Source organism: Rhizorhabdus wittichii, from assembly GCF_017607425.1.
Lineage (GTDB): Bacteria > Pseudomonadota > Alphaproteobacteria > Sphingomonadales > Sphingomonadaceae > Rhizorhabdus > Rhizorhabdus wittichii.
In genome coordinates this window covers 2012635-2037852 of the sequence record NZ_CP059319.1, presented here as the reverse complement: position 1 = coordinate 2037852, position 25218 = coordinate 2012635, and the positions used below count along the sequence as shown (strand labels likewise).

Annotated in this window: 28 protein-coding genes and 1 tRNA gene; 22 read left to right on the top strand and 7 right to left on the bottom strand. The window is 64.9% G+C overall.

Features of this window, described 5'->3' with window-relative positions:
* Positions 1-78 precede the first annotated feature (78 nt).
* From HRJ34_RS09640 to HRJ34_RS09630, 3 genes are all read left to right on the top strand, one after another.
* On the top strand, positions 79-684 hold the full coding sequence (locus HRJ34_RS09640) for a hypothetical protein (protein WP_012050599.1): 606 nt from the start codon (positions 79-81) through the stop codon (positions 682-684).
* Positions 681-947, top strand: coding sequence for a hypothetical protein (locus HRJ34_RS09635; protein ID WP_148218828.1), 267 nt, complete (start codon positions 681-683; stop codon positions 945-947). The genes HRJ34_RS09640 and HRJ34_RS09635 overlap by 4 nt, the downstream gene beginning before the upstream one ends.
* A 260-nt stretch (positions 948-1207) precedes the next feature.
* Positions 1208-2611: an alanine/glycine:cation symporter family protein gene (locus HRJ34_RS09630; RefSeq protein ID WP_037520306.1), complete on the top strand. Its 1404-nt coding sequence runs from the start codon at positions 1208-1210 to the stop codon at positions 2609-2611.
* On the opposite strand, the gene HRJ34_RS09625 is transcribed toward HRJ34_RS09630, so the two are convergent.
* On the bottom strand, positions 2605-4173 hold the full coding sequence (locus tag HRJ34_RS09625; RefSeq protein ID WP_404947170.1) for a gamma-glutamyltransferase family protein: 1569 nt from the start codon (positions 4171-4173) through the stop codon (positions 2605-2607). The genes HRJ34_RS09630 and HRJ34_RS09625 overlap by 7 nt on opposite strands.
* Positions 4174-4545: 372 nt before the next feature.
* On the opposite strand from HRJ34_RS09625, the gene HRJ34_RS09620 reads away from it, so the two are divergent.
* Positions 4546-4788 carry a hypothetical protein gene (locus HRJ34_RS09620; RefSeq protein ID WP_012050602.1) on the top strand — a complete coding sequence of 81 codons (243 nt, stop codon included), beginning with the start codon at positions 4546-4548 and terminating at the stop codon, positions 4786-4788.
* Between the two features lie 12 nt (positions 4789-4800).
* Here the strand turns inward: HRJ34_RS09620 and HRJ34_RS09615 are convergent, their stop codons facing one another.
* The gene (locus HRJ34_RS09615; RefSeq protein WP_012050603.1) at positions 4801-5067 is read right to left on the bottom strand and encodes a hypothetical protein; all 267 of its coding nucleotides are present in this window, start codon (positions 5065-5067) and stop codon (positions 4801-4803) included.
* A gap of 177 nt (positions 5068-5244) precedes the next feature.
* Here HRJ34_RS09615 and HRJ34_RS09610 point away from each other — a divergent pair, with 177 nt between their 5' ends.
* On the top strand, positions 5245-5694 hold the full coding sequence (locus tag HRJ34_RS09610; RefSeq protein WP_012050604.1) for a DUF3617 domain-containing protein: 450 nt from the start codon (positions 5245-5247) through the stop codon (positions 5692-5694).
* Positions 5695-5697: 3 nt separating this feature from the next.
* On the opposite strand, the gene HRJ34_RS09605 is transcribed toward HRJ34_RS09610, so the two are convergent.
* Positions 5698-7413, bottom strand: coding sequence for an ATP-binding protein (locus HRJ34_RS09605; protein WP_208633964.1), 1716 nt, complete (start codon positions 7411-7413; stop codon positions 5698-5700).
* A gap of 173 nt (positions 7414-7586) precedes the next feature.
* Here HRJ34_RS09605 and HRJ34_RS09600 point away from each other — a divergent pair, with 173 nt between their 5' ends.
* A complete protein-coding gene (locus HRJ34_RS09600; RefSeq protein WP_208633963.1) occupies positions 7587-8081 on the top strand; it encodes an NUDIX domain-containing protein in 495 nt (164 codons plus the stop codon).
* On the opposite strand, the gene HRJ34_RS09595 is transcribed toward HRJ34_RS09600, so the two are convergent.
* Positions 8047-9939: a hybrid sensor histidine kinase/response regulator gene (locus tag HRJ34_RS09595; protein WP_030090454.1), complete on the bottom strand. Its 1893-nt coding sequence runs from the start codon at positions 9937-9939 to the stop codon at positions 8047-8049. The genes HRJ34_RS09600 and HRJ34_RS09595 overlap by 35 nt on opposite strands.
* Before the next feature lie 186 nt (positions 9940-10125).
* Between HRJ34_RS09595 and HRJ34_RS09590 the strand changes: the two genes are divergently transcribed.
* Entirely contained in the window at positions 10126-12501 is a 2376-nt protein-coding gene (locus HRJ34_RS09590) for an HAD family hydrolase (RefSeq protein WP_208633962.1), read from the top strand.
* 235 nt (positions 12502-12736) lie between these two features.
* The gene (locus HRJ34_RS09585; protein WP_208633961.1) at positions 12737-13636 is read left to right on the top strand and encodes an IS1595 family transposase; all 900 of its coding nucleotides are present in this window, start codon (positions 12737-12739) and stop codon (positions 13634-13636) included.
* Positions 13637-13756: 120 nt separating this feature from the next.
* On the opposite strand, the gene HRJ34_RS09580 is transcribed toward HRJ34_RS09585, so the two are convergent.
* Entirely contained in the window at positions 13757-14509 is a 753-nt protein-coding gene (locus HRJ34_RS09580; RefSeq protein WP_208633960.1) for a hypothetical protein, read from the bottom strand.
* A 106-nt stretch (positions 14510-14615) separates the two neighbouring features.
* Between HRJ34_RS09580 and HRJ34_RS09575 the strand changes: the two genes are divergently transcribed.
* The 14 genes from HRJ34_RS09575 (at position 14616) to proC (ending at position 22792) form a co-directional block, all read left to right on the top strand.
* Positions 14616-15985 (top strand): IS3 family transposase gene (locus HRJ34_RS09575; RefSeq protein ID WP_150289884.1). Its coding sequence is split into 2 segments (ribosomal slippage): positions 14616-14970 and positions 14970-15985, totalling 1371 coding nucleotides; the frame shifts between segments, so codons are not numbered across the junction.
* Positions 15986-16179: 194 nt separating this feature from the next.
* On the top strand, positions 16180-16440 hold the full coding sequence (locus tag HRJ34_RS09570; RefSeq protein ID WP_208633959.1) for a hypothetical protein: 261 nt from the start codon (positions 16180-16182) through the stop codon (positions 16438-16440).
* On the top strand, positions 16440-16883 hold the full coding sequence (locus tag HRJ34_RS09565; protein WP_208633958.1) for a hypothetical protein: 444 nt from the start codon (positions 16440-16442) through the stop codon (positions 16881-16883). The genes HRJ34_RS09570 and HRJ34_RS09565 overlap by 1 nt, the downstream gene beginning before the upstream one ends.
* The gene (locus tag HRJ34_RS09560) at positions 16880-17320 is read left to right on the top strand and encodes an N-acetylmuramoyl-L-alanine amidase (protein ID WP_208633957.1); all 441 of its coding nucleotides are present in this window, start codon (positions 16880-16882) and stop codon (positions 17318-17320) included. Before HRJ34_RS09565 ends, HRJ34_RS09560 begins: the two co-directional genes overlap by 4 nt.
* Positions 17317-17487, top strand: a complete 171-nt coding sequence (locus HRJ34_RS09555) for a hypothetical protein (RefSeq protein ID WP_208633956.1) — start codon at positions 17317-17319, stop codon at positions 17485-17487. Before HRJ34_RS09560 ends, HRJ34_RS09555 begins: the two co-directional genes overlap by 4 nt.
* Positions 17484-17951: a hypothetical protein gene (locus tag HRJ34_RS09550; protein ID WP_208633955.1), complete on the top strand. Its 468-nt coding sequence runs from the start codon at positions 17484-17486 to the stop codon at positions 17949-17951. The genes HRJ34_RS09555 and HRJ34_RS09550 overlap by 4 nt, the downstream gene beginning before the upstream one ends.
* Complete coding sequence (locus HRJ34_RS09545; RefSeq protein WP_208633954.1) at positions 17948-19213, top strand: phage head spike fiber domain-containing protein; 1266 nt, start codon at positions 17948-17950, stop codon at positions 19211-19213. The genes HRJ34_RS09550 and HRJ34_RS09545 overlap by 4 nt, the downstream gene beginning before the upstream one ends.
* Positions 19210-19509: a hypothetical protein gene (locus HRJ34_RS09540; protein ID WP_208633953.1), complete on the top strand. Its 300-nt coding sequence runs from the start codon at positions 19210-19212 to the stop codon at positions 19507-19509. Before HRJ34_RS09545 ends, HRJ34_RS09540 begins: the two co-directional genes overlap by 4 nt.
* A 161-nt stretch (positions 19510-19670) precedes the next feature.
* Positions 19671-19746 (top strand) — tRNA-Val (locus HRJ34_RS09535).
* Positions 19747-19763: 17 nt separating this feature from the next.
* Positions 19764-20522, top strand: coding sequence for a TlyA family RNA methyltransferase (locus tag HRJ34_RS09530; RefSeq protein WP_208633952.1), 759 nt, complete (start codon positions 19764-19766; stop codon positions 20520-20522).
* Positions 20522-21079, top strand: coding sequence for a TspO/MBR family protein (locus HRJ34_RS09525; protein ID WP_030092332.1), 558 nt, complete (start codon positions 20522-20524; stop codon positions 21077-21079). The genes HRJ34_RS09530 and HRJ34_RS09525 overlap by 1 nt, the downstream gene beginning before the upstream one ends.
* A 32-nt stretch (positions 21080-21111) precedes the next feature.
* Positions 21112-21372, top strand: a complete 261-nt coding sequence (locus HRJ34_RS09520; protein ID WP_012050644.1) for an accessory factor UbiK family protein — start codon at positions 21112-21114, stop codon at positions 21370-21372.
* Positions 21373-21468: 96 nt separating this feature from the next.
* Entirely contained in the window at positions 21469-21981 is a 513-nt protein-coding gene (locus HRJ34_RS09515) for a type III secretion system chaperone family protein (protein ID WP_012050645.1), read from the top strand.
* A 4-nt stretch (positions 21982-21985) separates the two neighbouring features.
* A complete protein-coding gene (gene proC, locus HRJ34_RS09510) occupies positions 21986-22792 on the top strand; it encodes a pyrroline-5-carboxylate reductase (RefSeq protein WP_029993396.1) in 807 nt (268 codons plus the stop codon).
* On the opposite strand, the gene HRJ34_RS09505 is transcribed toward proC, so the two are convergent.
* Positions 22789-23811 (bottom strand): glycosyltransferase family 2 protein, encoded by a 1023-nt coding sequence (locus HRJ34_RS09505; RefSeq protein WP_208633951.1) that lies wholly within the window; start codon positions 23809-23811, stop codon positions 22789-22791. The two genes, proC and HRJ34_RS09505, sit on opposite strands and share 4 nt — an antisense overlap.
* Positions 23812-23910: 99 nt before the next feature.
* Positions 23911-25209: an adenylosuccinate lyase gene (gene purB / locus HRJ34_RS09500; RefSeq protein WP_012050648.1), complete on the bottom strand. Its 1299-nt coding sequence runs from the start codon at positions 25207-25209 to the stop codon at positions 23911-23913.
* Between the last annotated feature and the right edge of the window lie 9 nt (positions 25210-25218).

The window sequence follows — 25218 nt, the reverse complement described above, 5'->3', positions numbered from 1 at the left end:
GCGCACCGGCCGAAAGGGCTTGCAAAGTAGGGTTTCATTTGTTCCCTCTATGTTCTATTGTGGAACATGGAGAGTCGAATGGCCAAAGATCCGAACTATGACCGCTACAAGGGCATCGTCACCCTGCCCAACCCATGGGGACCTCCGCCCCGGCCGTACCGGGTCGATGAGGACGGGAGGATCATCTATCGGGACGAGGAACTCGACGCCGTGCGGTCATTGGGCGAGGAGAAGCCCGTACGGCTTGCCGAACTCGGCCAGACGGATTGGAATGGATATGAGGCGATGCGTGCTCAGGGGCAGCGGCACGGCAAAGTCCTGAAGGACACCTATGATGACGCCTTTCCGCCGCAGGATCCGAACGCTCCGCCTCCTCCGGCAAGCCGCCAATATTCGCTACCGCCGGGAGCGAAGCCGGTGGCCTGGGATCATCAGCACCGTTTCCTATTGGGTAAGGATGGGCGGCCGATCGAGAATCCTGCCTTCAGACAGGCCTTTGATGCTACCGAAACCAACACGGCAGGTGTGGTGTGGGATTTGGGCAAGATAGCGGTGCCAGGCTTGGGAGCCCTGCGAGGGCTCGGGATGGGTTTGCGCGGTGCGCAGGCCATGGTGGGCGTCAGTACAGCCAAGGAAGGCTATGATCTGGCCAAGGGGCGTGGGTCGCGAAAGGGGGCCAGATGAAGAAGCTGCTTGCTTTCGATCACGTGACGTTTGCATTTATTTGCGCCAGCACCATATTTTCTATGATGGTGCGCGCTGGAATTTCTGATGCTCTGAAATGGTTTGCAGCGGGAACATTTTATTCGTTTTATAACGGTTACATATTATCAGCAGATAGAGAATATGTGATAAGTTTATTGGGAAAAAGATTTGGGATAATTCTCTATATTTTTGCGATTTTTGGGGCGTTGGTCATTATTATTTTACCAAAATATTTTTTATGATTCTCCTGTTGGGATTAGAGGGCGGCCTTTTGTCTTTGAGACGGCTGGAAAAATCAAAAGGCGATACCGTTCTTATCGCGATCCTATGCGCCGTCCTTTTCGGAGCGATGGTGCATGATGTCCCGGTGGTGGATGCCTGCCTCGACGGCGGCGGCCGGCAGCATGCGTCGTCGGGAAAGTGCAGGGGTTGATGGTGCCAACGGAGCGTCGCGGGACGCGGGGCGGATGACATCGGTTCCGCACTCGTCCATCCTCCCCTGATGGAGAGCTTCAACCATATCGTCGACGCGCTGACCGGCGCGGTGTTCTTCAAGGTGCCGCTGTTCGGCGTCGAGATCGAGCTGATCGTGCTCTACCTCGCCGTGCCGATGCTGTTCTTCACGATCTGGCTCGGCTTCCCCAACATAGGCTGCGTCGGCCATGCCCTCCGCGTCCTCCGCAACCAGCCGCGCGAGGGCGAGGCGAAGGGTGACGTCAGCCAGTTCGCGGCGCTGACCACGGCGCTGGCGGGGACGATCGGGCTCGGCAACATCGCCGGGGTCGCGGTCGCGCTGACGATGGGCGGCCCCGGCGCGATCCTGTGGATGTTCGTGATCGGCTGGTTCGCGATGACGGTGAAGATGGCCGAGGTGACGCTGGGCCTGAAATATCGCGTCACCGACGCGCGCGGCCATGTCCATGGCGGGCCGATGTACGTGCTGAAGGCGGTGCTGGCGCGGAAGGGGCTGCCGAGGCTGGGGATCGCGCTCGGCGGCTTCTACGCCTTCTTCGCGCTGTTCGGGGCGATCCCGATGGTGCAGGTCAACCAGAGCTTCGCGCAGGTCAGCGTGGTGACGGGGATCGACAACGGCTGGGCCTATGGCATCGGCCTCGCCTTCGCGGTGGCGCTGGTGACGCTGGGCGGGGCGCACTGGCTGGGCGAGGTGTCCAAGCGGCTGACCCCGCTCAAGGTCGCGGTCTATCTGGCCGGGGTCGCGGCGATCCTGATCCTGCACGCGGGCGAGGTGCCGGCGGCGCTGGCGCGGATCTGGCACGGCGCCTGGGGCTTCGACGCGGCGGCGGGCGGGGCGGTCGGCGCCTTCGTGGCGGGGATGCGGCGCGCGGTGTTCGCGAGCGAGGCCGGCGTCGGATCGGCGGTGATGGCGCACAGCCTCGCCCGCACCGAGGAGCCGGTGTCCGAGGGCATGGTCGCGTTGCTCGAACCGCTGCTGGGGACGATGATCGTCTGCGCGGTGGGCGGGCTGGCGCTGGTCGTCGCGGGCACCTGGGACGATCCGGGTTTGCAGGGGATCGAGATCACGAGCGCGGCCTTCGCACATGTATCGGGCTGGTTCCCCTGGCTGCTGGCGATCGTCGTCGTGCTGTTCGCCTATTCGACGCTGGTCGCCTGGGGCTTCTACGGCCTGCAGGCCTGGGGCTATCTGTTCGGGCACGGGCCGAGGGCGCAGTGGAGCTACAAGATCCTCTACGTCGTCGCGCTGCCGCCGGCCGCGGTGATCGACCTGGGGCGGGTGATCGACATCATCGACAGCAGCTTCTTCCTGATGGCGGTGCCCAACGTCATCGCGCTCTACCTGTGCGCGGGCGAGTTGCGACGCGACGTCCGGGACTATCGGGCGCGGGCGCGGCGCGGGGATGCCGCGCCCGGGAGCGGGGCTCAGTAGGCGAGGGCGCAGCCGTCGGCGCGCATCTCCGACGCGGCGGCATAGACGCGGTCCGGGCCGTCCATCCGCTTCTCGATGCACTCGTAGCGGCCGAAGCCGCCGTCGGAGGCGCCGATCGTCCAACCCATCGCGGCGAGCGCGGCGCGGGTCTTTTCGGGGATGCCGCTTTCGAGGCGGAGCAGGCCGGTGGCGGGGAGGCCGGGGCTGTCCTCGCCCATCGCCTGCGACGAGCCCTCATGGTGCCAGCGCGGGCTGTCGCCGGCGGCCTGGATTTCCAGGCCATGGTCGCGGCGGTTGACGATGATCTGGACCTGCCCCTGCGGCTGCATGTCGCCGCCCATCACGCCGAAGCTCATCCAGGGCTGGTCGCCGATCGTCGCGAAGCCGGGGATGATCGTCTGGAAGGGGCGCTTGCCCGGCGCGTAGAGGTTCGGGTGGCCGTCCCGCAGCGCGAAGAGCTGGCCGCGATCCTGGAACATGAAGCCGAGGCCGTCGGCGACGAGGCCCGATCCCATGCCGCGGAAGTTGGACTGGATCATCGACACCATCATCCCGTCCTTGTCGGCGCAGGTGAAATAGGTGGTGTCGCCCTGCGACGGCGCCTGGCCCGGGCGGACGCCGCGCATGATGCCGCTGGGGTTGATCAGCCGGGCGCGCTGCGCGGCGTACTCCTTCGAGATCAGCCAGTCGACCGGCACCTTCGCGACGTGCGGATCGGCGTAGTAGCGGGCGCGATCCTCATAGGCGAGACGCTTGGCCTCGACCTGGAGATGGATCGAGAGGGGAGACTGGAAGCCGGCGGCTTCGAGGTCGAAATGCTCGAGGATGTTGAGCATCTGCAATGTGGCGATGCCCTGGGTGTTGGCGCCGAGCGCATGGACGCCGACGCCGCGATAGTCGGTCTTGTAGGGCGTGATCCACTCGCCCCTGTGCGCGGCGAGGTCCTCGCGCCGCAGCCAGCCGCCGATGCGGCGGAAATAGGCGTCGATCGTCTTCGCGATCCCCCCTTCGTAGAAGGCGTCGCGGCCGCCCTGCGCGATCATCCGATAGGTGCGGGCGAGATCGGGGTTGCGGAAGACGCCGCCGGCCTTCGGGCCTTCGCCGCCGATCGCATAGGTGCGCAACGCGTTGTCGATCTCCTCGATCCCCGCGCCGGGCTTCCTGAAGTTCACGAGGGCGCGGCGGATATAATAGGCGATGATGTCGGGCACCGGCGCGCCGCGCTCGGCGAGGTCGATCGCGGGTTCGAACAGCTCGGCCCATTTGAGCTTGCCGTAGCGCGCATGGAGCATGCCCCAGGCGTCGACGGTGCCGGGGACCGACACGGTGATCGCGCCGAGCGGCGGCAGGGCGCCATCCTTCGCGCGCGAGCGGACCGTCGCGAGATCGAGGCCGCGCGGCGAGGCGCCCGATCCGGCGAGGCCCATGACTGCCCCGGCCTTCGGGTCCCAGAGCATCGCATAGCAATCGCCGCCGATGCCGCAGGAGGTGGGTTCGAGGAAGCCGAGACAGGCGTTGATCGCGATGGCGGCGTCGACCGCCGAGCCGCCTTTCCGGAGAATCTCGATGCCGGCGAGCGTGGCGAGCGGGTGCGCGGTGCCGGCGGCGCCCGACAGGCCGTAGGCGGCCGTCCGCGAGGCGAAGCTCGCCCCGACCGGACGGTCGCCGCCGTGCAGGTCGGGCCGTTCGAAGCGATCGGCGCCGGCGGTCCAGCGGGCGGAGGGACGGTGGCCTCGGCGAAGGCGGGGGCGGCGATCGCCGCGGCAGGGGAGGGTGGCGAAAAGGTCCGGCGGTTCATGGTCGCTGTCCTGTATGGAGGCGGTCGACGGGATGAACCGGGTTGTATCGGGGGCCTAACCGATTGGAAAGCGGGCGAGGCGGCGCTTGATGAAAGGCCCCGCTTTCCCTTACGATCGAGCCGAGGAGAGACGGCCATGCAGAATATGGGTGACGGGAGCTGCCCGTTCGAGTTCAATTTCGATCCCGCGACCTTCAAGGCGGGCGATGTGGTGAGCTATCGCGTCACCGGAAGCCTCGAAGGATTTCCGTTCGTCGGGACGCTGGTCGAGGTGCATGACGACCATGTGGTCCTGCTGTCGGAGCCGGACAAGCCCGAAAGCCGGGTGCGCGGCACCCGCGAAAGCCGCCCGGTCGTAGCCGAAGCGGACGTGATCTAGGAGTTTTGCCCGTCAGTGGAGGGCGCGGTCGGCGAGCCAGGCGCGGGCCCGGCGCTGCGCCTCGGCGACCTCGCGCGTCGACATCTGGACGGCGATGTCGGCCCGGCAGTGCTGCGCCTCCGACGATCCCGCCAGCGCGGCGAGATTGAACCATTTATGGGCGGCGACGAGATCGACCGGACGGCCGTTCGATCCCGTCGAACAGGCGAAACCGAGATCGAGCAGTGCGTCGCCGTCATTGGCGCTCAGGATCGCGGCATCGGCGAGAGAATGTCCCATGGGCTTCATCTCCTTTCATTGAGGAGAGTGAAGGTCCGGTCCCAAAGAAATGGTTAACGGCGAATAAGACCTTGGTCGAACAGGCCGGATGGCAAGATCCGCGCAAATGATCGCGCAATCACTTTCCAACCTCTTCGCGTTGGAGCAGATTGCGTCGCGGGGGCAGGAGAGAATCCTATGCGACGTTCATATTGCATCGCCTTTGCCTGTGCCGCCGCGCTGTCCGTCGCGGCGCATGCGCAGGTCCAGCCGGGCCAGTGGGAGTCCACCGTCACCGTCCAGTCGATCGACATGCCCGGCGCGCCGCCGCAGGTGGCCGCGATGATGAAGGGCAAGACGACGCGGCAGACCTATTGCATCACGCCCGAACAGGCGGCGAAGGGGCCGCAGGAGATGCTCAAGCAGAACCCGTCCTGCCACTTCACCAAATATTCGATGACGGGCGGCGTCATCTCGACCGCGATGACCTGTTCGCAGAATGGCGGGACGATGACCGCCCAGGCGAACGGCAGATATGGCCCGACATCGTTCAACGTCACCTCGACCGCCGTGATGAGCGGCAGGATGAGCATGCGGATGACGTCGGCGAGCAGCGGGCGGCGGCTCGGCCCCTGCGCGGGCAAATAGACGTCAGGCCGCCGCCAGCTCCCGCGCCGCGGCGATCCCGGCGCTGAGATATTTGCGGCGGAAGGGCTTGGCGAGCCGGGGGATGTCGGGGGCGAGGAGATCGACCCCCTGATAGCCCGACATGATCAGTACGGCGAGCGTCGGCCGGGTGGCGCGGAGGTGCAGCGCCAGCTCCGCGCCCGTCATGCCCGGCATGATATGGTCGGTGATGACGACGACCGGATCGAGGCCGTGGTCGAGCAGGTCGAGCCCTTCGCGCGCGTCCGACGCCTGGACCACGTCATAGCCGAGCGAGCCGAGCATCTCGGCCGTGGCCGAGCGGACGCGCGGTTCGTCGTCGATGACCAGGATCAGGCCGCCCTTTTCGTCGGTGATCGACGGGGCATCGCCGACCGGGGCCGCCCTTGCCGCTTCCGGCGCCACGGGGAGCCAGACGCCGACCGTGGTGCCGAGGCCGGGCGTGCTGTCGATCCGCAAAGTACCGCCGAGCTGGCCGGCTAGGCCGTGCGCCATCGACAGGCCGAGGCCGGTGCCGTGGCCGGCGTCCTTGGTGCTGAAGAAGGGTTCGGTCGCCCGGGTACGGACGGCTTCGTCCATGCCCCGGCCATTGTCGGTGACCGTGATGCGCACATAGTCGCCCTCGGCGAGGTTCGACGGGAGGCCCGCGGCCGGCGCGCGGCGCGCCGATATCGACAGGATGCCGCCATCCGGCATCGCGTCGCGCGCGTTCACCGTGAGGTTGAGGAGCGCCATTTCGAGCTGGTGGCGATCGCCACGGACGGCGGGCAGGTCCGCCTCGACGTCGATCGCCAGGGCTATCCGGACCCCGAGCGAGGTGACGAGCAGATCACGCATGCTCTCGATCAGGCCGCGCAGGTCGACCGGGCTGGGCGCAAGCGGCTGGCGGCGGGCAAAGGCGAGCAGGCGATCGACCAGCAGGCGCGCGCGATCTGCGGCGTCCATCGCCACCTTGACCGTGCGCAATACGCGTTCGTCGAGCGGCATGCCTGAAAGGATGAGGTCGAGGCTGCCGACGATCGGCGTCAGCAGATTGTTGAAATCATGGGCGACGTTGCCAGTGAGCTGACCTATCGTCTCCATCTTCTGCGACTGGCGGATCATGTCGCGCGCCTGTTCCAGCTCGGCGGTGCGATCGGCGACCCGCGCGTCGAGCACGCGGTTCAGCGCGCCGAGCGCATCGAGGAGGCGGGCGTTTTCCAGCGCGGTCGTCGCGGCCCGGCCGAGCGTGCAGAGCAGGGTCACCGCTGTCTCGTCGGGGTCGCGGGCCTCGGCCCAATAGGCGCCCATCGCGGCGACGGGATCGGGCATGCCGATCGGCATCATCGCCATGCTGCGCACGAAGGTCGCCGCATAGGCGGCGTGCGGGACGCGCGGATCGGCCATCACGTCTGGAATGACGATCGGTTGCCGGTCGCGCATGGCGATGCCGGAAATGCAGGTTTCGGCCGGAAAACGCTGGCCGGCCCAGAGCGGCGCCATCGCGTCCTCCGCGACATAATGGCACAGGTCGCCGTCGCGCAGGACGATGGCTATGCCGTCGGCGCCGGCAATGCCGCGCGCCGATCCGCGAAGGATGTCGGTGATCCCCTCCAGGGTTCGCGCGTTGCCGAGCCGTTCGATCGCCGAGGCAAGGAGGGACCAGCGCCCGGCGAGACGATCGCCTGCACCGCCATCGTCATCGACCCCGGACGACCGCATCACTGAACCCCCAACGCAACACGCCGTGCGGCTCTTAGCATATTTCCCGCAATGCTGGGAATTGGATCCGATACCCTGGCGTAACGATTTTTGCGCCGTCGGATCGGCGTTCCCGCCCATTGACGTGGCGTCGGATGGGCGGGATGATCGCGGCCCGTTGCCGGGGACATGAGATGGCGCAGAGGAGTGCCGGCCTGCTGATCTTCCGCAGACGCGGCGGAGCGATCGAGGTGCTGCTCGTCCGTCCCGGCGGACCCTATTGGCGCAACAAGGACGCCAGCGCCTGGCAGATTTCCAAGGGCCTGATCGAGCCGGGCGAGGATGCCGTCTCGGCGGCGCGACGCGAGGCGGGGGAGGAACTGGGCGTGGCGATCGCGGGCGATGCGGCGCCACTCGGCGAGATACGGCAGGCGGGCGGCAAGATCGTCGAGGCCTTCGCGATCGAGGCCGATATCGACCCGGCGGCGGTGCACAGCAACAGCTTCGAGATGGAATGGCCGCCGCGAAGCGGACGGATGCAGAGCTTTCCGGAGGTCGACGCGGCGCGCTGGTTCGGGATCGACGATGCGCGCGGCATGATGCTCGCCAGCCAACGGGAGTTGCTCGACCGCCTGTCGGACGTCGTCGCGACGCTCAGTTCGCCAGCGCGAGCGAGATCGCCGCGGTGAGCGATTCCGCGCCATAGGGTTTCTGGACGATGTGGAAGCCGGCCGCCTCGCCGCCGGCGACCTCGCGGCTGTAGCCGGTGGCGAGCAGGACGCGCTGGTCGGGCGCGGTGCTGCGCAGGCGGCGGGCGAGGTCGAGGCCGCTCATGCCCGGCATGACGATGTCGGAGAAGACCAGGTCGAAATGATGCCGCCCGAGAAGGTCGAGCGCGGCCTCGGCGCTTTCGACGTCGGTGACGTCCGCGCGCAATTCGTGCAGCATCGAGCGGGCGAACTGGCGGACATTGTCGTTGTCCTCGACAAGGAGGACGTCGAGCCTTTCCCAATTGGCGATCGCCGAGCGTACCGCAGCGCGATTGTCCGGTTGCCGATCGGTGCGCGGGAGGATGAGGCTGACGGTGGTTCCGAGGCCGAGCCGGGACGCGATCTCGGCCCGGCCGCCCGTCTGGGCGGCGAAGCCGTGAATCTGGCTGAGGCCGAGTCCGGTCCCCTTGCCGACCGGCTTCGTCGTGAAGAAGGGATCGAACACCCGTTCGAGCATCTCCGCCGGAATCCCCTGGCCGCTGTCGGTGATGGCGATGCGCACGGCATGCTCGTCCACGACATTGCGGGCGGAGATGGTGAGCCTACCGCCGCCCGGCATGGCATCGCGGGCGTTGAACGCGGCGTTGAGGAGCGCGGTTTCGAGTTCGGCGGCGTCGGCCTCGATCGGCCATAGATCAGGCGCGAGATCGAGCCGCACCTCGATCGGACTGCCGAGGGTGCGGGCGAGGACCTCGCCGAACGCGTCGAGGCGGCTGCCGGGATCGAGCACCTCGGGCTTGAGCGACTGGCGCCGGCCGAAGGCGAGCAGCTTGGTGGTGAGCGCGGTCGCCTTGTCGGCGGTCTCGGTGATCGCGCGAACGTAGCGGCGGCGCTTCTCGGGGGCGAGATCCTCTTTCTGGAGCAGTTCGGCCGAGCCGCGGATCACCGTCATCAGATTGTTGAAGTCGTGCGCGATGCCGCCGGTCAGTTCGCCGAGGGCCTGCATCTTCTGCGACTGGAAGACGGCCGCGCGCGCCTGTTCCAGTTCCTCCTGCGCGCGGCGCTTCTCGGAAATGTCGCGGGTGATCTTGGCGAAGCCGATCAGCGTCCCGCTTTCGTCGCGGATCGGATCGATCACGACATGCGCCCAGAAGCGCGAGCCGTCCTTGCGGACACGCTCGGCCTCGCGTTCGTAGCGGCCTTCGCGAAGCGCGGTTTCGAGCGCCAGGGCCGGCTCGCCGCGGATGCGATCCTCCTCGGTATGGAAGCGCGAGAAATGCGCACCCACGATCTCGTCGGCACGGTAGCCCTTGATCGCCTGCGCGCCGGCGTTCCAGTTGGTGACCCGTCCCTCGAGGTCGAGCATGTAGATCGCATAGTCCTGCACGCTCTGGACCAGCAGGCTGAAGCGCTGTTCGGCGACGAAGAGCGCGCGATCGGCCGCGCGCCGCTCGGTGATGTCGCGGATGATCTTGGCGAAGCCGAGCAACTCGCCATCCTCGGCCAGGATCGGATCGATGACGACATGGACCCAGATCAGGCTGCCGTCCTTGCGGATGCGTTCGCCCTCGCCTTCGAAGCGTCCTTCCTCGAACGCGGTGCGGAGCATGGTCTGGGGGACGCCGGCGGCACGGTCCTCGGGCGTGAAGAAACGGGAGAAATGCTCGCCGATGACTTCCTCGGCCACATAGCCCTTGAAGCGCCGGGCGCCGGCGTTCCACGTCAGGATATGGCCCGTCGGGTCGAGCATGTAGATGGCATAATCGCTGACCGCGTTGACGAGGAGCTGATAGCGCTGCTCGGTCGCCTGCGCGTCGAAATTCGATTGGTCGTCCATCTGGCTCCGCAGGCCCCCTCCAGGGCGCTGGGGCCCTGGGGACGATCAACCCGCATGGATCGAATGTTGTTCCACCGCCGATGCATTTTCCCTGGGCGGATGTCGCCGGGGGCCCCCCGCATTTCATGGTTAACGCGATGTTAGGACCGGTCGGCGATAGGAGGAGGCCTACCGCCGGATGGAAGAATGATGAAGATCAGCGTCACCGCGCAGCAAATCCCGAGCCTGCTGGACGAGGCGTCCGCAGGCGTGAGCGTCCTGTCGCTCGACTGTTTCGATACCTTGCTCTGGCGCAACGTCCAGGCGCCGTCCGACGTCTTCGTAGAACTGGGCCTGGAGGGCGGGGCGATCGATCCGCGCGTGCTGGCGGAACGCCAGGCGCGCAAGGGGCAGGCGCTGCTCACCGGGCGCAACGAGGTCTCGATCGAGGCGATCCACGCGCGGCTGGTGCCGGGCGGCGATCCGGTGGCGATCGCCGCATCGGTCCAGGCCGAGATCGACGCCGAGGCGCGGCATTGCTTCGGCTTCGCGCCGGTGGTCGCGCTGATCCGCGCGGCCAAGGCCCGAGGGCTGACGGTTGTCGTCGTCAGCGACACCTATTTCAGCGCCGCGCAGCTTCGGATGCTGATCGAACGCGCGGCGGGGGCCGAGGTCGCGGCAGCGATCGACCGGGTCTTCACCTCCTCCGACCATGGCATGAGCAAGCCCGAAGGGCTGTTCGCGCCGGTGATCGCCGCGCTGGGCGTCGCGCCCGGGGCGGTGTTGCACCTCGGCGACAATATCCATGCAGACCAGGAGGCCCCGGCCGCCCTCGGCATCGCCACCGCGCATTTCGTCCAGTTCGACGCCCGCACAGAGACGCGGCTGCGCCATGAGGCGCTGGCGGCGGTGATGCTCGATCCGGCGACGCGGCAGACTGTCCCGGCGTTGCAGCCGCACCGTCCGTTGCTGTCGCTGCGCGTCGGACAGGAACCCGATTTCGTACTGGGCCACGACGTGATCGGGCCGCTGCTGCACGGCTTCGCGCAATGGGTGCGCGACGAGACCGAGGTGCTCGCCCGTAGCCAGGAGCGCCCGGTCCGGACGCTGTTCCTGATGCGCGACGGCTATCTGCCGATGAAGATGTTCGAGACGCTCGACGCCGACATGCCGGTCGCCGACATCTCGATCAGCCGGCTGGCGGCGGGCCGCGCCGGACTGGTCGACGAGGCGGCGGTGCGGGCGATGATCGAGCGCGATTCCGGCAAGCATCGCTTCGACGTGCTGGCGGGCCTGCTGCTGCTGGAGCCGCAGGAGGCGCGCGCGCTGGTGGGGCCGAAGGGCGACGTGGGCGACCTGGAGCGGGCGGCCTGCACGAGCGAGGTCGCGGCGAAGATCGTCCGCCGATCGGCGCGCAACGCCGAGCGGCTGATCGCGCATGTCCGCCGCGCCGGCGTGCAGGACGGCGACCTGCTGATGATCGTCGACCTGGGCTATCATGGCAGCGTGCAGGACCGGATCGCGCCGGTGCTGAAGGCACGGATGAACGTCGAGACCGCCGGGCGCTACATGCTGCTGCGCGAGAACAGGGTGAGCGGGCTCGACAAGAAGGGCTGGTTCGACAAGCGCCATCATGGGCGCGAGACGCTGGCGGCACTGGGATCGTCGATCGCGGTGATCGAGCAGATCTGCACCCAGCCCAAGGGATCGGTGGTCGACTATCATCCCAACGGCAAGCCCATCCACGAGAAGCCGGGCGAGAAAGGCGCGCAGAGCGCCACGCGCGACCGCATCCAGGCCGGGGCGATCGCCTATGGCCGGGCGGCGACGGCGGCGGGCCGGACGGCCGCGTCCGACGATGGCGAGTGCCGGCGGCGGATGGCGGCGGCGGTGCTGGCACGGCTGATGTACCTGCCGTCGGCCGAGGAAGTGGCCGTGATCGGCGACTTCACCCATGACGCCAATATGGGATCGTCGAGCCATATGCGGATGCTCGACGGATCGCGGGCGACACGCGGGCTGCGGCGGCGCGGGCTCCATTATGTGCAGAGCACGGCGCGGATGTTCCTGCCCGGCGAGTTGCAGGACCAGGGGCTGGCGCTCAACCTGGCGCTGTTCGGGATCGTGCGCAGCGGGCTCGACGTGCGCGAAAGCGATTTCCAGGCGGGCGGGATGCCGGTGCCGGTCATCCTGGCCAATGCCCGCGAGGATTGCCTGGTCGAGATCGACGCCTATCCGACCCATGACGGCTATTGCCGCCTGACCGTGCCGGCGCGCGGCGACCTGACCGTCGCGGTGCTGCTCGGCGGCCTGTACGAGGCGGTGCAGATCGAGGACGTCAGCTTCCAGCCGATCGACCCGATCGGCGCCGAACCCGGCCCCAGCGACCGGCCCGACATCGATGCGCCCCATGTCCGCGAAGGGCTGGAGCCGATCGCGGGCGATCTGTTTCGCTGCACGCCGAACGCGGCGCTATTGATCCCGCCGCTGCCGGCGGCCGGGGAGGGCGACTACAAGCTGTGTGTCGCCTTCCGGCCGGTGGTGCGCCGCGATGCCGCCAGCGAGGCGCGCCAGGCGGCGTGATGGTCTGTTTGGAAAATGCGGTTCCACCGCATTTTGCGGCACCGGCCCGCTCCCCCACCCGACCTCCCACTCAGTGTATTCTTGATGGGAGGTCGGGTGGGGGAGCGGGCCGGTGCCGCTTCGAAATGCGCCCTTCCGCGCATTTTCAAATGCATATGTTCCATTTTTGTTCTTGACATTCCCGTAGGGGTTTATCCCCTTGACGCAGGTAATCGTTTCGTTCTAATAAGGGCTCATGAGCAAGAGCCCTTCATCCTCTCCTGAGTTCTCGGTCCGCGAGTTCTTCGCGCGCTTCCCCAACGAGGAAGCCTGCCTTGAGCACATTATGGCGGTTCGGTTCGGCGGGACGCGCTTCGATTGCCCCAAGTGCGGCGTGGTCGGCGCGACCTTCCACAAGCTCAGCAACCGCCGCGCCTATAGCTGTTCACATTGCGGCCATCACGTCCTGCCGACTGCCGGGACGATCCTTCATGACACGCGCACGCCGCTGGTTAGCTGGTTCTATGCCATGTATCTGTTCTGCACGACGCGCCACGGCGTCAGCGGCAAGGAGCTGCAACGTCAACTCGGCGTGACGTACAAGACCGCCTACCGCATGGGCCAGCAAATCCGCGACCTGATGGGCAAGGGCGACTTTGACGGGCTGCTGCGCGGCCATATCGAAGCTGACGAGGCTTATGTCGGCGGTCGTCAGGCCGGCGGCAAGCGTGGTCGCGGCTCCTCGAACAAGACTGTCGTTTTCGGCATCAAGGAGCGCGGTGGCCCGATGGTGACGGAAGTCGTTCCCAACGTCCGCGAAATCACGCTGGCAGAGCGTTTACTGCCCCGCGTGGAGCGCGGCGCGACCGTCTCAACCGATGAACTGCGTTCCTATCGCTTACTGACGGAAGAGGGCTACAGCCACGGCACCGTCAAGCACGGTCGCAAGCAGTATGCGATGACCGACGAGGCGGGCACCCGCCATCACGTGAACCACGTTGAGAGCTTCTGGAAGCTGTTCAAGAACAGCGTGCGCTCGACCCATGTCCATATCAGCGCCAAACATATGCAGCGCTATCTGGACGAGTTCACTTTCCGGCAGAACCACCGCGAGCGCGTGAACGCGATGTTTGATCTTCTTGTTGGGGCGCTGTGACGCGTCCTAACATCGCTTCAAATTGAGCGCGATCGGCAGGGCCGTAACCGTCTGCCTCGGCTTGAGCGGCAAACTCATCTAGCCGATCCTCGGCAAGAGCCTGAGACAACGTCAATCTAGTCAAAGCGCAGCCCTCCGATAAACATCATCAGGTTGCGATTGCTCGATAACGCGGGCCGCTTGGGAAAGGATCGAAAGCTTCGGGCCCAATTGAGCTTTGTCCTTAACCACGGCCACAAGCGCGGGCGGGTCGGGGAGCGAGGCTAGATCATGAAAAGCAGCACTGGCACGATAAACAGAGTTTGCGTGGTCAGTTACGGCCTGAAAGACGGCTAGTTTATGATCTACATGGAGGATCGCCGACACGCTCCAAAGCGTTGTAGACAGGCCACCTATCGTTTGTTTGTCTTCAAGGCTTGATCCAAAGATATTAGCTAGGCGCACGCGCAAATCTTGAGCGATTTCATCTTCGCTGGCGTCATCAAGTCGATCATAAATGCGATCCATAATAGACCAAGCAGTTAGACCAACCTCCATGATCGCCTGTCCCAGGTCGTCAGGACCCGTCGCGAACGTGACCAGCGCAGAATCGTTGATCGAGACTTCGTTCTCTCCGATCACAGAAGCTGCCGTACGGGTGAAAGAGCGTTCAAGGCCGAGACGCTGGAGATCGCGGTGGGTTGCCCCAGCGTCGTCTATCTTAAACCCCAGCATATCCTGAGTGACGCGGATAATGATGGAAGATCCGTCCGGCCCGACGAGAGGGAGCGTTACATAGCTAGAGCCGCCCCAATGGCGACAAGATACAAGCTCTCTAGCGGCGCGCTCGGTAGCCGTCGCAAGGGCTTGATCAATGATCGGACTCGTAGCCATCTTATTGATCTTTATATACCCTGTCCGCCGTCAGCGCCAATGGCACAGATTTGAGGTTGTGATGTAAGGAGGATTTGGGCTTCGTCGTAGTGACGAAGGAACGAAGATGAAGCCCAAATCCTCAAGCGTAAAATCGGCCCGCAAACCCAAGGCGTCGGCCGAACAGGTGGTGAAGGATATCCGGCGCGCGACACGCCGGCATTTCTCGGCGGAGGACAAGATCCGCGTGGTTCTGGAGGGCTTGCGCGGCGATGACAGCATCGCGGAGCTGTGCCGCAAGGAGGGCATTGCCCAGGGCTTGTATTATACTTGGTCAAAGGAGTTCATGGAGGCCGGGAAGCGTCGGCTGGCGGGCGACACCGCCCGTGCCGCGACGAGCGGCGAGGTACAGGATCTGCGCCGTGAGGCGCGTGCCCTGAAGGAGGCCGTCGCCGACCTCACGCTCGAAAACCGGCTGCTGAAAAAAAGCATGATCGCGGATGGGGGAGACCCCGAATGAGGTATCCGGGATCCGAGAAGCTGGAGATCATCCGCATCGTCGAGCAGTCGCACCTGCCGGCGAAGCGGACCCTCGACCAGTTGGGCGTCGCGCGGCGGACCTTCTACCGATGGTATGATCGCTATCTCGAAGGCGGCCCCGAGGCGCTGGAGGATCGTCCTTCCGCGCCGAGCCGGGTCTGGAACCGCCTCCCCGGCGCCATTCAGGACCAGATCGTCGAGATGGCACTGGAGCAGTCCGATCTGTCGCCCCGCGAACTGGCGGTGCGCTTCACCGATGAGAAGGACTATTTCGTCTCGGAATCAACGGTCTACCGCCTGCTCAAGGCGCATGACCTGATCACCAGCCCGGCCTTCGTCGTGGTCAAGGCGGCCGACGAGTTCCATCGCAAGACCAGCCGCCCGAACGAGATGTGGCAGACCGATTTCACCTACTTCAAGATCATCGGCTGGGGATGGATGTACCTCTCCACCGTGCTCGACGATTTCTCGCGCTACATCATCGCCTGGAAGCTGTGCACCACGATGCGGGCCGAGGACGTGACCGACACGCTGCAACTCGCGCTCGAAGCCTCAGGCTGCGACCACGCCACCGTCAGGCACAAACCAAAGCTGCTCAGCGACAACGGACCGAGCTACATCGCCGGCGAACTCGCCGACTGGATCAAAGCCCATGACATGAGCCATGTTCGCGGCGCTCCGCTACATCCCCAGACCCAGGGCAAGATCGAGCGCTGGCACCAGACCCTGAAAAACCGCATCCTGCTGGAGCACTACTTCCTGCCTGGCGATCTCGAACGGCAGGTCGAGGCCTTCGTCGAGCATTATAACCATCGCCGCTATCACGAGAGCCTCGACAACGTGACACCGGCCGACGCCTATTTCGGCAGGGCCGCCGCCATTATCGAACGGAGGAAACGCATCAAGCGAAAGACCATCGAACAGCGACGCTTGCTTCACCGCAAGCTCGCCGCCTAAACATCAACCCCAGACGAGGCCCGATCTCCTCTTCTCTGCGCAACCATCTGCGCCAAATGTCCCGACGACGGACACTGATGTCGGGCATCCTGCAGGTGGCATCCGCGACCGTGGCAGTCCCGACCAGCCCGCCTCCTCCACCGCCGCCTCCCTCGTTCGATTCCAATGTAAGTTGGCCCGGCCAAATTTCGACCGTGAGCAGCGCCTCCGGCACGGCGAGCGGGCCGGGAAGCAACCCGATCGGCGGCAGGCCGCCCTACATCTATTCGTGGACCAAGACCGGATCGAGCAAGATCAGCCTGTCAAGCCTGACAGCCCAGAATCCCATGCTCATCTGGTCGGGCTTGATCGTCGGCGATTACGTCACTGGCTCCTTTGACCTCGTCGTGCGGGATGCCGACGGCCTGAAGACCAGCTTGGGCAGTGCCACCTACGACATCACGAGAACGAGCTGATGAGCTGGGGCACTGTGGAGGCCGGCGGATGGGTCGGCGGCGCGCTGGCGTTGCTGACGCTTCTGGGCGGTGGCGTGAAATGGCTGTTCGGACGGAGCGATCATGCCCGGCAGACCCGGGAGGATAAGCTCCGAACCTGGCGGGATGAGCTCGAAGCGAAGGAAAAGCGCATCGATGAAGGCCGCACGGCTTATGTCGAGCGGCTCGAAATGAGGCTCGGACTGCTCGAGGCGAAGGACGAGGCTCGCGATACTCAGATGGCGGCGTTGCGGATTTCGTTCGAGTTGGTGTCGAGCGCGCTCAGGCATATCGATCCGACGAACAGCGCGCTCGGACTGGCGGACGACCTGCTCCGCACCGCGTTCCCGAATCCGACGACACCGCCTTCCGACATGGTCGAACAGTTCGTCGAGATCGCGAAAGCGGGAGGGGAAATGTCATGACGACACCGGCATATATGGACCCGGCGAAGATCGAGTATCTTACGATCCACTGCGCCGCGACACCGCGTGGGCGTGACGTGAAGGCTGCAACGATCAGTCAATGGGATGTCCGGAAGTTCGGACAGATATCCTACCACCACGTGGTCGATATCGACGGAAACAGGGTGCGGACCTTGCGGGACGATCAGCGCGGCGCGCATGTCGGGGGCGCCAACACCGGCAATATCGGCATCTGCTATGTCGGCGGGGTCGAGACGAACAACAGGCCGGCTGACACGCGGACGGATGCTCAGAAGATGGCGTTGCTGACGCTGATCCGAACTTATAGGGCGCGCTATCCCGGCATCATCATTCGCGGGCATCGTGACTGGCCGGGCGTGGCGAAAGCTTGTCCGAGTTTCGATGTCGCCGCCTGGTTGAAGGAGGTCGGCGAATGAGCGCCTATCTCAAGCAGCGACTTGTCGAGCGAACCACATGGGCTGCGATCGGCCTCGCCGTCACGGGGGCCGCGGCGCTGCCTTCCCCATATAGCTGGATCGTCATCGCGGTCGGCGTGATCGGCGTTCTGGTGCCGTCGCCGGGCGGCAAGGATGCCGACGCATGATCCCGTTGGGGCCGATCCTCAAGATCGGCGTACCGATCGCCCTGCTGATCGGTCTTTGGTTGGGCGCGCGCCATGTCATCGCGAATATCCGGGCCGACGAGCGCGAGACGGTCACGGCGGAATTCGCTGACGCCCAGCAGAGGCGGGAAATCGCCGATCTCCGGCAGGCGCTCGCTACGGAGCGCCGGCAGAACGACATCACCGAGGAAGCCAATGCGAAACAATCCGCAGATCTGGCGAGTGCCAATAGTCGTCTCGCTGCTTATGTTGCCCGCCTGCGCGCATCAGGTGGCGGTGTCGGGCAAGGAGCGGATTTGCCCCGCGTTCCCGACGCTGCCGGCGTCGCTGGCGGCGCCGATCGACTATCCCTCCTGGATGCAGACCTCCGAAAATGCACCGCGATAGCCGTGCGCCTGGGGAACGCCAAGGATTGGGCCGAGAAACAGAAAGAGGTTGAAAGATGATCCCTGATTTCCATTCCCGTCCGTTCGCGCGGTTGCGCAAGCCGGAGCTTCGCCTTGGGCTGGGGCTTGGAGTATTGGCTGGTGGTTCGAATAGTGGGCCTGCAGTGACGTTTGATTTCCTAGCCGAAAGCACCTTTGATAGCCGCATAGCCTTCACGCGAGGTTCGGCGGCGACGCGTGTCAATGCTGCGGGAATAATCGAGACAGTCGGTAATAATGTACCGCGCTTCGATTATGATCCGGTCACGCTCGAGATGCGAGGTTTGCTGATCGAGGAGCCGCGGACGAACTATCTCATCCAAAGCGAGTTCGCCGACGGGCTCCCGGCTAGCCGTGGACCTCTCGTTACGGCGACGACGTTCGCCGGGCTGATCTCGGGGACTGGACTTGCCTTTGGATATGATGGGACATCTAGCCCCTATTTTTATGTGACCAATTATGCGGTTCCGGCGTCCTCACCGCGCGTGATCAGCATATTCGCTCGAATGGATGATGGTGGTGCTCCGGCGTTCGGAAATAATGCCACCCAGCATCCAGCCAACGACTTTGTATTCAACCTCGGGGGAACCGTGCTCGCCCCGACGGCTGCGAATGGTGGGAAGGTAGAGAGCTATGGGGGAGGGCTTTATCGCATCAGCCTCGCGCTTACGACGAGTGTAGCCCCTGGTTCAAGTTGTGGAGTGATCAAATATGCAGCCAACAGTGCTCGGACCTTCAAAGTTAGCGGGATTATGGTCGAGGCCGGCAGCTTTGCTACATCTTACATTCCGACCGGTGCCAGCACTGTAACGCGTGCGCCTGACTTTCCGATTGTCTCCGGGGCGAATTTCTCTGGTTGGTTCAACCCTAATGAGGGCGCGTTCGTTGCTGAGTTTGAGAGCTTGGGTTACTCCGTGCAAAACATGCTACTCACCGCTTCAGATGGGAGTAATAGCAACCTGATCGAGCTGCGGTTGCCGGACGCTGCCAACACGCGCGTACAATACACCTCGGGCGGGATGCTTGTTGCCAGCATGACGCACTCCACGCCTGTCATGGGAATAGTCCACGGGTTGGGGACGACCTACAAGGTCGACGATTTCGTCTCTGTGCTCGATGGGGCGGCGCCGCTTACCGACACGGCTGGCACCGTTCCCGTCGGTTTGGACCGGTTGGGCATCGGCCATCGGAATGGCACTTTCTTCTTCAACGGCCATATCCGTTCCATCACCTATTATAATCGTCGCCTTCCCAACGCTGATCTTCAGAGGCTTACCGCATGATCGATCTCTATCTGCGCGCTGGCGACCAGGCCACGATGGATGCGGCTCTGCTCGCCGCCGGCCTGATCGCCGAGGATGGTGAACCGGTCCTCGACGTCTGCCTCGACCGTATCGGTTCCTATACGATCGTTACCGGCTATGATGGCGGAATCCCGATTGTCGAAGAGCACTCGGAATATCACGCCAATGTGCGTGTTCTGAGCGATTTCGATCAGTTGGATGCCGTCGCCGATATCATGATCCCGCCGCCGGAGACACCGTTTCGGGTTTGGATGGCTCCCTCTCTCACCACATAGCCCATAAGTCTCCTGGTTGCCGCACGGGCTGCAGGTGCACATCGATCCAGATCACCGGGTGATCGACAGGAACGGCTGGTGTTTGCCGAGCGGCCAATATGGCCGGATGCTTTGCCCTTGCGATCTGATCAGAAGCCTGTAAGCCGGCGCTCCCGGAACTTGGGCGGTTAGCTCAGTTGGTAGAGCATCTCGTTTACACCGAGAGGGTCGGCGGTTCGAGCCCGTCACCGCCCACCATTCCTTAGAGAGAACTCATGGCGTCGGGCGTGCGGGCCGATCAGTTGCTGGTGGATCGCGGGCTGGTGGAAAGCCGGTCGCGGGCGCAGGCGTTGATCCTGGCGGGGCTCGTCTTTTCCGGTGAGCGCAAGATCGAGAAGGCCGGTCAGCCAATCAAGCCCGATGCAGCGATCGAGGTGCGCGGGCGCGACCATCCGTGGGTTTCGCGGGGCGGGATCAAGCTGGCGCATGGACTTGAGCATTTCGGCTGGAGTGTCGAAGGGTCCGTCGCGATCGACGTCGGAAGTTCGACCGGCGGCTTCACCGACGTGCTGCTGAATGGCGGTGCCCGGCGGGTCTATGCGGTGGATTCGGGCACCAACCAGCTTGCCTGGAAGCTGCGCAACGATCCGCGTGTAGTCGTCCACGAACAGACCAACGCGCGTTTCCTGACGAGCGAGCATGTTCCCGAACCGATCGACGTCGTCGTATGCGATGCGAGTTTCATCTCGCTGGCCAAGGTGCTGGCGGCGCCTCTGGGTTTTGCACGGCCGGGCGCGCATCTGATCGCGCTGATCAAGCCGCAGTTCGAAGCGGGACGGGAGGAGGTCGGCAAGGGCGGGGTGGTGCGGGATCCGGTCGTGCATGAACGCGTCTGCGCCGAAGTCGCCGCCTGGATCGAGGGGCAGGGTTGGCAGGTTGCCGGCGTGACCGCCAGTCCGATCACGGGACCGGAAGGCAATGTCGAATTCCTGATCGGAGCGGTCCGGCAGGACGGCGGGCAGGGGGAGCGCTGATGGCCGAACTGGCCTCGCCCCGTCAACTGCGGGTTGCGTTCATGCGCTGGGCGCTGATCTGCGTTCCCGCAATCCTGTTGCTGGGCACGATTTCTGGCCGGATAGCCAATTCGGACGAAGGCAATCCGTGGTTCGATGCGCTTTCGAAGCCGGCGCTGATGCCGCCCGCCTGGGTATTTGGCGCCGTCTGGTCGATCCTCTACGTCCTGATGGCCCTCGCGCTTGCGATGATCCTCAATGCGCGCGGAGCCAAGGGGCGTGGGGTCGCGGTCGCGCTCTTCCTGATCCAGCTCGGTCTGAACCTGGCATGGTCCCCGGTGTTCTTCGCGATGCACCGGATCATGCTGGCCTTTGGGCTGATCGCCGCCATCCTGCTATGGGCGGGCGCGACGACGCTGGTTTTCTGGAGAATTCGGCCGGCGGCGGGGATGCTGATGCTGCCCTATCTGGCGTGGCTGCTGTTCGCGGGAATGCTGAACTGGCAGATCCATGAGCGCAACCCCAATGGGGTTACCCTTGTGCCGGTCCGCGGAGATACCCAGATAATCATTCAATGACCGCCGCAAGGCGGCGAAGGAAGGAATTGACCATGCAGTCCGAAAATCGCCTGTTCGACGATTTCGTGAAGTTCATGAACGGTGCGGCCGGAACGCTGGCCGGCATGGGGCGTGAAGCCGAATCTGCGTTCAAGGAGCGCAGCAAGGAGTGGATCGGCGGCCTCGATTTCGTCAGCCGGGAGGAGTTCGACGCGGTGAAGGCGATGGCCGCCGCGGCGCGCGACGAGGTCGAGGAACTCAAGGCGCGGTTGGACGCGTTGGCGCCGGCCGCAGGCAAGAAGAAGGACGGTTGAGGCGCAGCTATCCACAGAATTGTGGCCCGAGCGGGTTGAACCGAGCCGCTTTCCGCGCCACGGAAAGAATGCTCTGGGCAGCGGAGTAGAGCCCGAATGGACGTGGACGACTTTGAATCCGCGCGCGACGCCAGCGCGCCCATCGACATGCTCGAGCATTATTTCGCGGCTCGCGGCTGGGACTATCAGCGTGCCGGAGACGAGGAGATCGTTGCCCAGTTCCAGGGCAGCTGGGCGCAGTATGAGCTGAGGGCGGTGTGGCGCGAGGAGGATCGCGTCCTACAGTTTCTCGCCCTTCCGGACATCCGGGTCACCGCCGACAAGCGGACCGCGATGTACGAGACGATTGGCCTGATCAACGAGCAGCTCTGGCTTGGCCATTTCGAGATGTGGACCAGTTCCTCGATGGTGCTGTTCCGCCATGCCGCGCTGCTGGAGAACCAGGCCGGCGATGCGATCCTGACGCTCGAGCAGGCGGAAACGCTGATCGAGACGGGGATCGATGAATGCGAGCGCTTCTATCCGGTTTTCCAGTTTGTCCTATGGAGCGACAAATCTCCGCAGGAAGCGATCGCTGCTGCGATGATCGACACCCAAGGCGAGGCCTGATCGGATGACGACGGGCGCGCTCTGGCTGATCGGCGCCGGCAATATGGGCGGTGCGATGCTGCGTGGCTGGCTGGGCTCACCCGGCTGGACGCGGCCGATCACGGTTATCGACCCCTATGTGGCCGAGGTGCCGGACGGGGTGGCGCTGCTGCGCGAAATTCCCTCGGGCGATGAGCAGTCCGACATTCTGGTTCTCGCGATCAAGCCCCAGCAGCTGGGCGAGATCGCGCCGCTCTTCGCTGCCAAAGCCAGGGCGCCGCGCCTGCTGTTGTCGGTGCTGGCGGGTGTCGAAACCACGACGCTGAAGGATGTGTTCGGCGCTGATGTGATCGTTCGGGCGATGCCCAATCTGCCGGTATCGATTGGCGAGGGCGTGACCGCCCTTTATTCGTCGGATGCCGACGAAGGAGCGCGGAACGAGGCGGCCGGACTGGTCGCGTCGCTCGGGCTGGTCGAATGGGTCGACGAAGAAAAATTGTTCGATGCGGTGACGGCCCTGTCGGGCTGTGGCCCAGGCTTCCTGTTCCGCTTCATCGAGGCGATGGCGCAAGCCGGCGAGGCGCTCGGTCTTCCGGCGGGCCAGGCGTTGCGTCTTGCGACGGCGACGGTGAAGGGATCCGCCCTGCTCGCGGCTGGCTCCAATGAGGGGCCGGCGGTTCTGGCAGACCGGGTCGCCAGCCCGGGAGGCTCGACGCGCGAAGGGTTGAACGTCCTTGATCGCGACGAAGCTTTGAAGGCGCTGATGCGCGCGACATTGTCGGCAGCGGCGCAACGCAACGCCGAATTGGCAGTGGCCGCGCGCGCTGGTTAGGAAGCGGTCGACCGGACGACGGTCGGGGTGCGTTGGTACATCACTCCCCCGACGCCATAATTATGGCAGATAAAGTCGCGCCATAAGTGGGGCGGGTTCGGGCGAGGGCGTTGCCTGAGTTGCGCAAGGCCCGTCCCGATCGGCCAACTACATATCCAGAGCAGATTGGCGAGATGGGTCATGGCCCGCCCATGGCGGCGGATCATGAAACGCGCCCGCGACGCGAACCAGTAGCGGGGACGGCGCTCCGGCGGCCTCTGCTCCGTCAAGCCGGTCGACTCGCCGCCGAGATGGACGATTCGGCTGGCGGGGACATGCCAGGCCTCGAAACCCGCATCGGCAGCCCGCGCGCAAAAATCCGTCTCTTCGAAATACAGGAAATAGCCTGCATCGAACTGGCCGATCCGATCGAACACCGCGCCGCGGATCATCATATGCGATCCCGACAGCCATTCCGAGCGGCACGGATGATCAACGACCGGCATGACCACGTCATGGCGGCGCAGCAGCCTGCGGAGCGGACCGAGATCGAGCGCGGCGATGAAGTCGTTCAGCGGCGAGTGGAAACGGAACGCGCTGTGACGAACCGATCCGTCGGGTCGCAGACATCTCCCGCCCGCCAGACCTGCCCGCTCATGACTGGCCAGGAAGTCGACGAGCATGCCGAGCGCGCCGGGTTCCGCGACCGTGTCGGGATTGAGCAGCCAGACATAGTCGGGCCAGGTGGCATCGCCATGGGCGGCTGCCGCCTGCCGATAATGGTTCAGGCCAGCATTGTTCCCGGCCGAGAAGCCGCGATTGTCGTCCAGTGCCAGCAAGGAGCAGCAATCGTCCGCATTGAGACGGGCGATGGCTTCCGCCAACAGGGTTGCCGAGCCGTCGGCCGAACCATTGTCGACGACCAGGACATGGGCGTCGCCACGTAATCGCACCTCCGGCAGCACCGACTCGATCGCCTGAATGGTCAGCGCCGCCGTGCGGTAGTTGACGATCAGCACCAGGATCGGCGCGGGGGTCATGCGTCGCGTGTCGCTCCGTTCCCGTCCGATCCGCCATGGAGGACGGCTCGGCGAACCATGCCTCTCATGACGTCCGCTGACAATCGACGCGGTTGCGGTTCAGCCGAACACTCGCGCGAAGATCGTGTCGACATGCTTGAGATGGTAATCGAGGTCGAACTTCTCCTCGAGTTCCTTCTCGCTGATCGCGGCGGTCACCTGCGGATCGGCCTTGAGCAGATCGAGCAGCGACAGCGCGCCGTCCGATTCCCACACCTTCATCGCGTTGCGCTGAACGATCCGATAGGCATCCTCGCGGCTGATTCCGGCCTGGGTCAGCGCGAGCAGCACCCGCTGCGAATGGACGAGGCCGCCCATCCGGTCGAGATTCTTCTGCATCCGTGCCGGATAGACGAGCAGCTTGTCGATCACGCCGGTGAGGCGCGCGAGCGCGAAGTCGAGCGTGACGGTGGCGTCGGGACCGATCATCCGCTCGACCGACGAGTGGCTGATGTCGCGCTCGTGCCACAGGGCGACATTTTCGAGCGCCGGGGTCACATAGCCGCGGACGAGGCGGGCGAGGCCGGTCAGGTTCTCGGTCAGCACCGGGTTGCGCTTGTGCGGCATCGCCGACGAACCCTTCTGGCCGGGCGAGAAATATTCCTCGGCTTCCAGCACCTCGGTCCGCTGCAGGTGGCGGACCTCGGTCGCGAGCCGCTCGACCGACGAGGCGATCACGCCGAGCGTCGCGAAGAACATCGCGTGGCGGTCGCGCGGGATGACCTGCGTCGACACCGGCTCGACGGTCAGGCCCATCTTCTCCGCCACATGGGCTTCGACCCGAGGGTCGATATTGGCGAAGGTCCCGACCGCGCCCGAAATCGCGCAGGTCGCGACATCCTTGCGCGCGGCGATCAGCCGCTCGCGGTTGCGGGCGAACTCGGCATAGGCCTGGGCGAGCTTCAGGCCGAAGGTCACCGGCTCGGCATGGATGCCGTGGCTGCGGCCGATCGTCGGCGTCATCTTATGCTCGAAGGCGCGGCGCTTGATGACGTCGAGCAGCTTGTCGAGATCGGCGATCAGGATGTCCGAGGCGCGGGCGAGCTGGACCGCCAGGCAGGTGTCGAGCACGTCCGACGAGGTCATGCCCTGGTGCATGAACCGCGCGGGTTCGCCGACATGCTCGGCGACATTGGTGAGGAAGGCGATGACGTCGTGCTTCACCTCGGCCTCGATCGCGTCGATGCGATCGACCTCGAACGCGCCCTTTTCCCAGATCGCCTTGGCGGCTTCCTTCGGTACGACCCCCAGCTCGGCGAGCGCGTCGGTCGCATGCGCCTCGATCTCGAACCAGATGCGGAAGCGCGTTTCCGGTTCCCAGATCTTGACCATCTCCGGCCGGGAATAGCGGGGGATCATAGCTCGTCC

What these genes read in the sequence shown, in the direction of transcription:
- HRJ34_RS09540 (WP_208633953.1), top strand. Translation starts at nt 19,210, where the DNA reads ATGATCGATCTCTATCTGCGCGCTGGCGACCAGGCCACGATGGATGCG.
- HRJ34_RS09565 (WP_208633958.1), top strand. Translation starts at nt 16,440, where the DNA reads ATGAGCTGGGGCACTGTGGAGGCCGGCGGATGGGTCGGCGGCGCGCTG.
- HRJ34_RS09520 (WP_012050644.1), top strand. Translation starts at nt 21,112, where the DNA reads ATGCAGTCCGAAAATCGCCTGTTCGACGATTTCGTGAAGTTCATGAAC.
- HRJ34_RS09620 (WP_012050602.1), top strand. Translation starts at nt 4,546, where the DNA reads ATGCAGAATATGGGTGACGGGAGCTGCCCGTTCGAGTTCAATTTCGAT.
- HRJ34_RS09630 (WP_037520306.1), top strand. Translation starts at nt 1,208, where the DNA reads ATGGAGAGCTTCAACCATATCGTCGACGCGCTGACCGGCGCGGTGTTC.
- HRJ34_RS09595 (WP_030090454.1), bottom strand. Translation starts at nt 9,939, where the DNA reads ATGGACGACCAATCGAATTTCGACGCGCAGGCGACCGAGCAGCGCTAT.
- HRJ34_RS09585 (WP_208633961.1), top strand. Translation starts at nt 12,737, where the DNA reads ATGAGCAAGAGCCCTTCATCCTCTCCTGAGTTCTCGGTCCGCGAGTTC.
- HRJ34_RS09580 (WP_208633960.1), bottom strand. Translation starts at nt 14,509, where the DNA reads ATGGCTACGAGTCCGATCATTGATCAAGCCCTTGCGACGGCTACCGAG.
- HRJ34_RS09615 (WP_012050603.1), bottom strand. Translation starts at nt 5,067, where the DNA reads ATGGGACATTCTCTCGCCGATGCCGCGATCCTGAGCGCCAATGACGGC.
- HRJ34_RS09640 (WP_012050599.1), top strand. Translation starts at nt 79, where the DNA reads ATGGCCAAAGATCCGAACTATGACCGCTACAAGGGCATCGTCACCCTG.
- HRJ34_RS09515 (WP_012050645.1), top strand. Translation starts at nt 21,469, where the DNA reads ATGGACGTGGACGACTTTGAATCCGCGCGCGACGCCAGCGCGCCCATC.
- HRJ34_RS09600 (WP_208633963.1), top strand. Translation starts at nt 7,587, where the DNA reads ATGGCGCAGAGGAGTGCCGGCCTGCTGATCTTCCGCAGACGCGGCGGA.
- HRJ34_RS09635 (WP_148218828.1), top strand. Translation starts at nt 681, where the DNA reads ATGAAGAAGCTGCTTGCTTTCGATCACGTGACGTTTGCATTTATTTGC.
- HRJ34_RS09530 (WP_208633952.1), top strand. Translation starts at nt 19,764, where the DNA reads ATGGCGTCGGGCGTGCGGGCCGATCAGTTGCTGGTGGATCGCGGGCTG.
- HRJ34_RS09505 (WP_208633951.1), bottom strand. Translation starts at nt 23,811, where the DNA reads ATGACCCCCGCGCCGATCCTGGTGCTGATCGTCAACTACCGCACGGCG.
- HRJ34_RS09555 (WP_208633956.1), top strand. Translation starts at nt 17,317, where the DNA reads ATGAGCGCCTATCTCAAGCAGCGACTTGTCGAGCGAACCACATGGGCT.
- proC (WP_029993396.1), top strand. Translation starts at nt 21,986, where the DNA reads ATGACGACGGGCGCGCTCTGGCTGATCGGCGCCGGCAATATGGGCGGT.
- HRJ34_RS09560 (WP_208633957.1), top strand. Translation starts at nt 16,880, where the DNA reads ATGACGACACCGGCATATATGGACCCGGCGAAGATCGAGTATCTTACG.
- HRJ34_RS09550 (WP_208633955.1), top strand. Translation starts at nt 17,484, where the DNA reads ATGATCCCGTTGGGGCCGATCCTCAAGATCGGCGTACCGATCGCCCTG.
- purB (WP_012050648.1), bottom strand. Translation starts at nt 25,209, where the DNA reads ATGATCCCCCGCTATTCCCGGCCGGAGATGGTCAAGATCTGGGAACCG.
- HRJ34_RS09610 (WP_012050604.1), top strand. Translation starts at nt 5,245, where the DNA reads ATGCGACGTTCATATTGCATCGCCTTTGCCTGTGCCGCCGCGCTGTCC.
- HRJ34_RS09525 (WP_030092332.1), top strand. Translation starts at nt 20,522, where the DNA reads ATGGCCGAACTGGCCTCGCCCCGTCAACTGCGGGTTGCGTTCATGCGC.
- HRJ34_RS09545 (WP_208633954.1), top strand. Translation starts at nt 17,948, where the DNA reads ATGATCCCTGATTTCCATTCCCGTCCGTTCGCGCGGTTGCGCAAGCCG.
- HRJ34_RS09590 (WP_208633962.1), top strand. Translation starts at nt 10,126, where the DNA reads ATGATGAAGATCAGCGTCACCGCGCAGCAAATCCCGAGCCTGCTGGAC.
- HRJ34_RS09605 (WP_208633964.1), bottom strand. Translation starts at nt 7,413, where the DNA reads ATGCGGTCGTCCGGGGTCGATGACGATGGCGGTGCAGGCGATCGTCTC.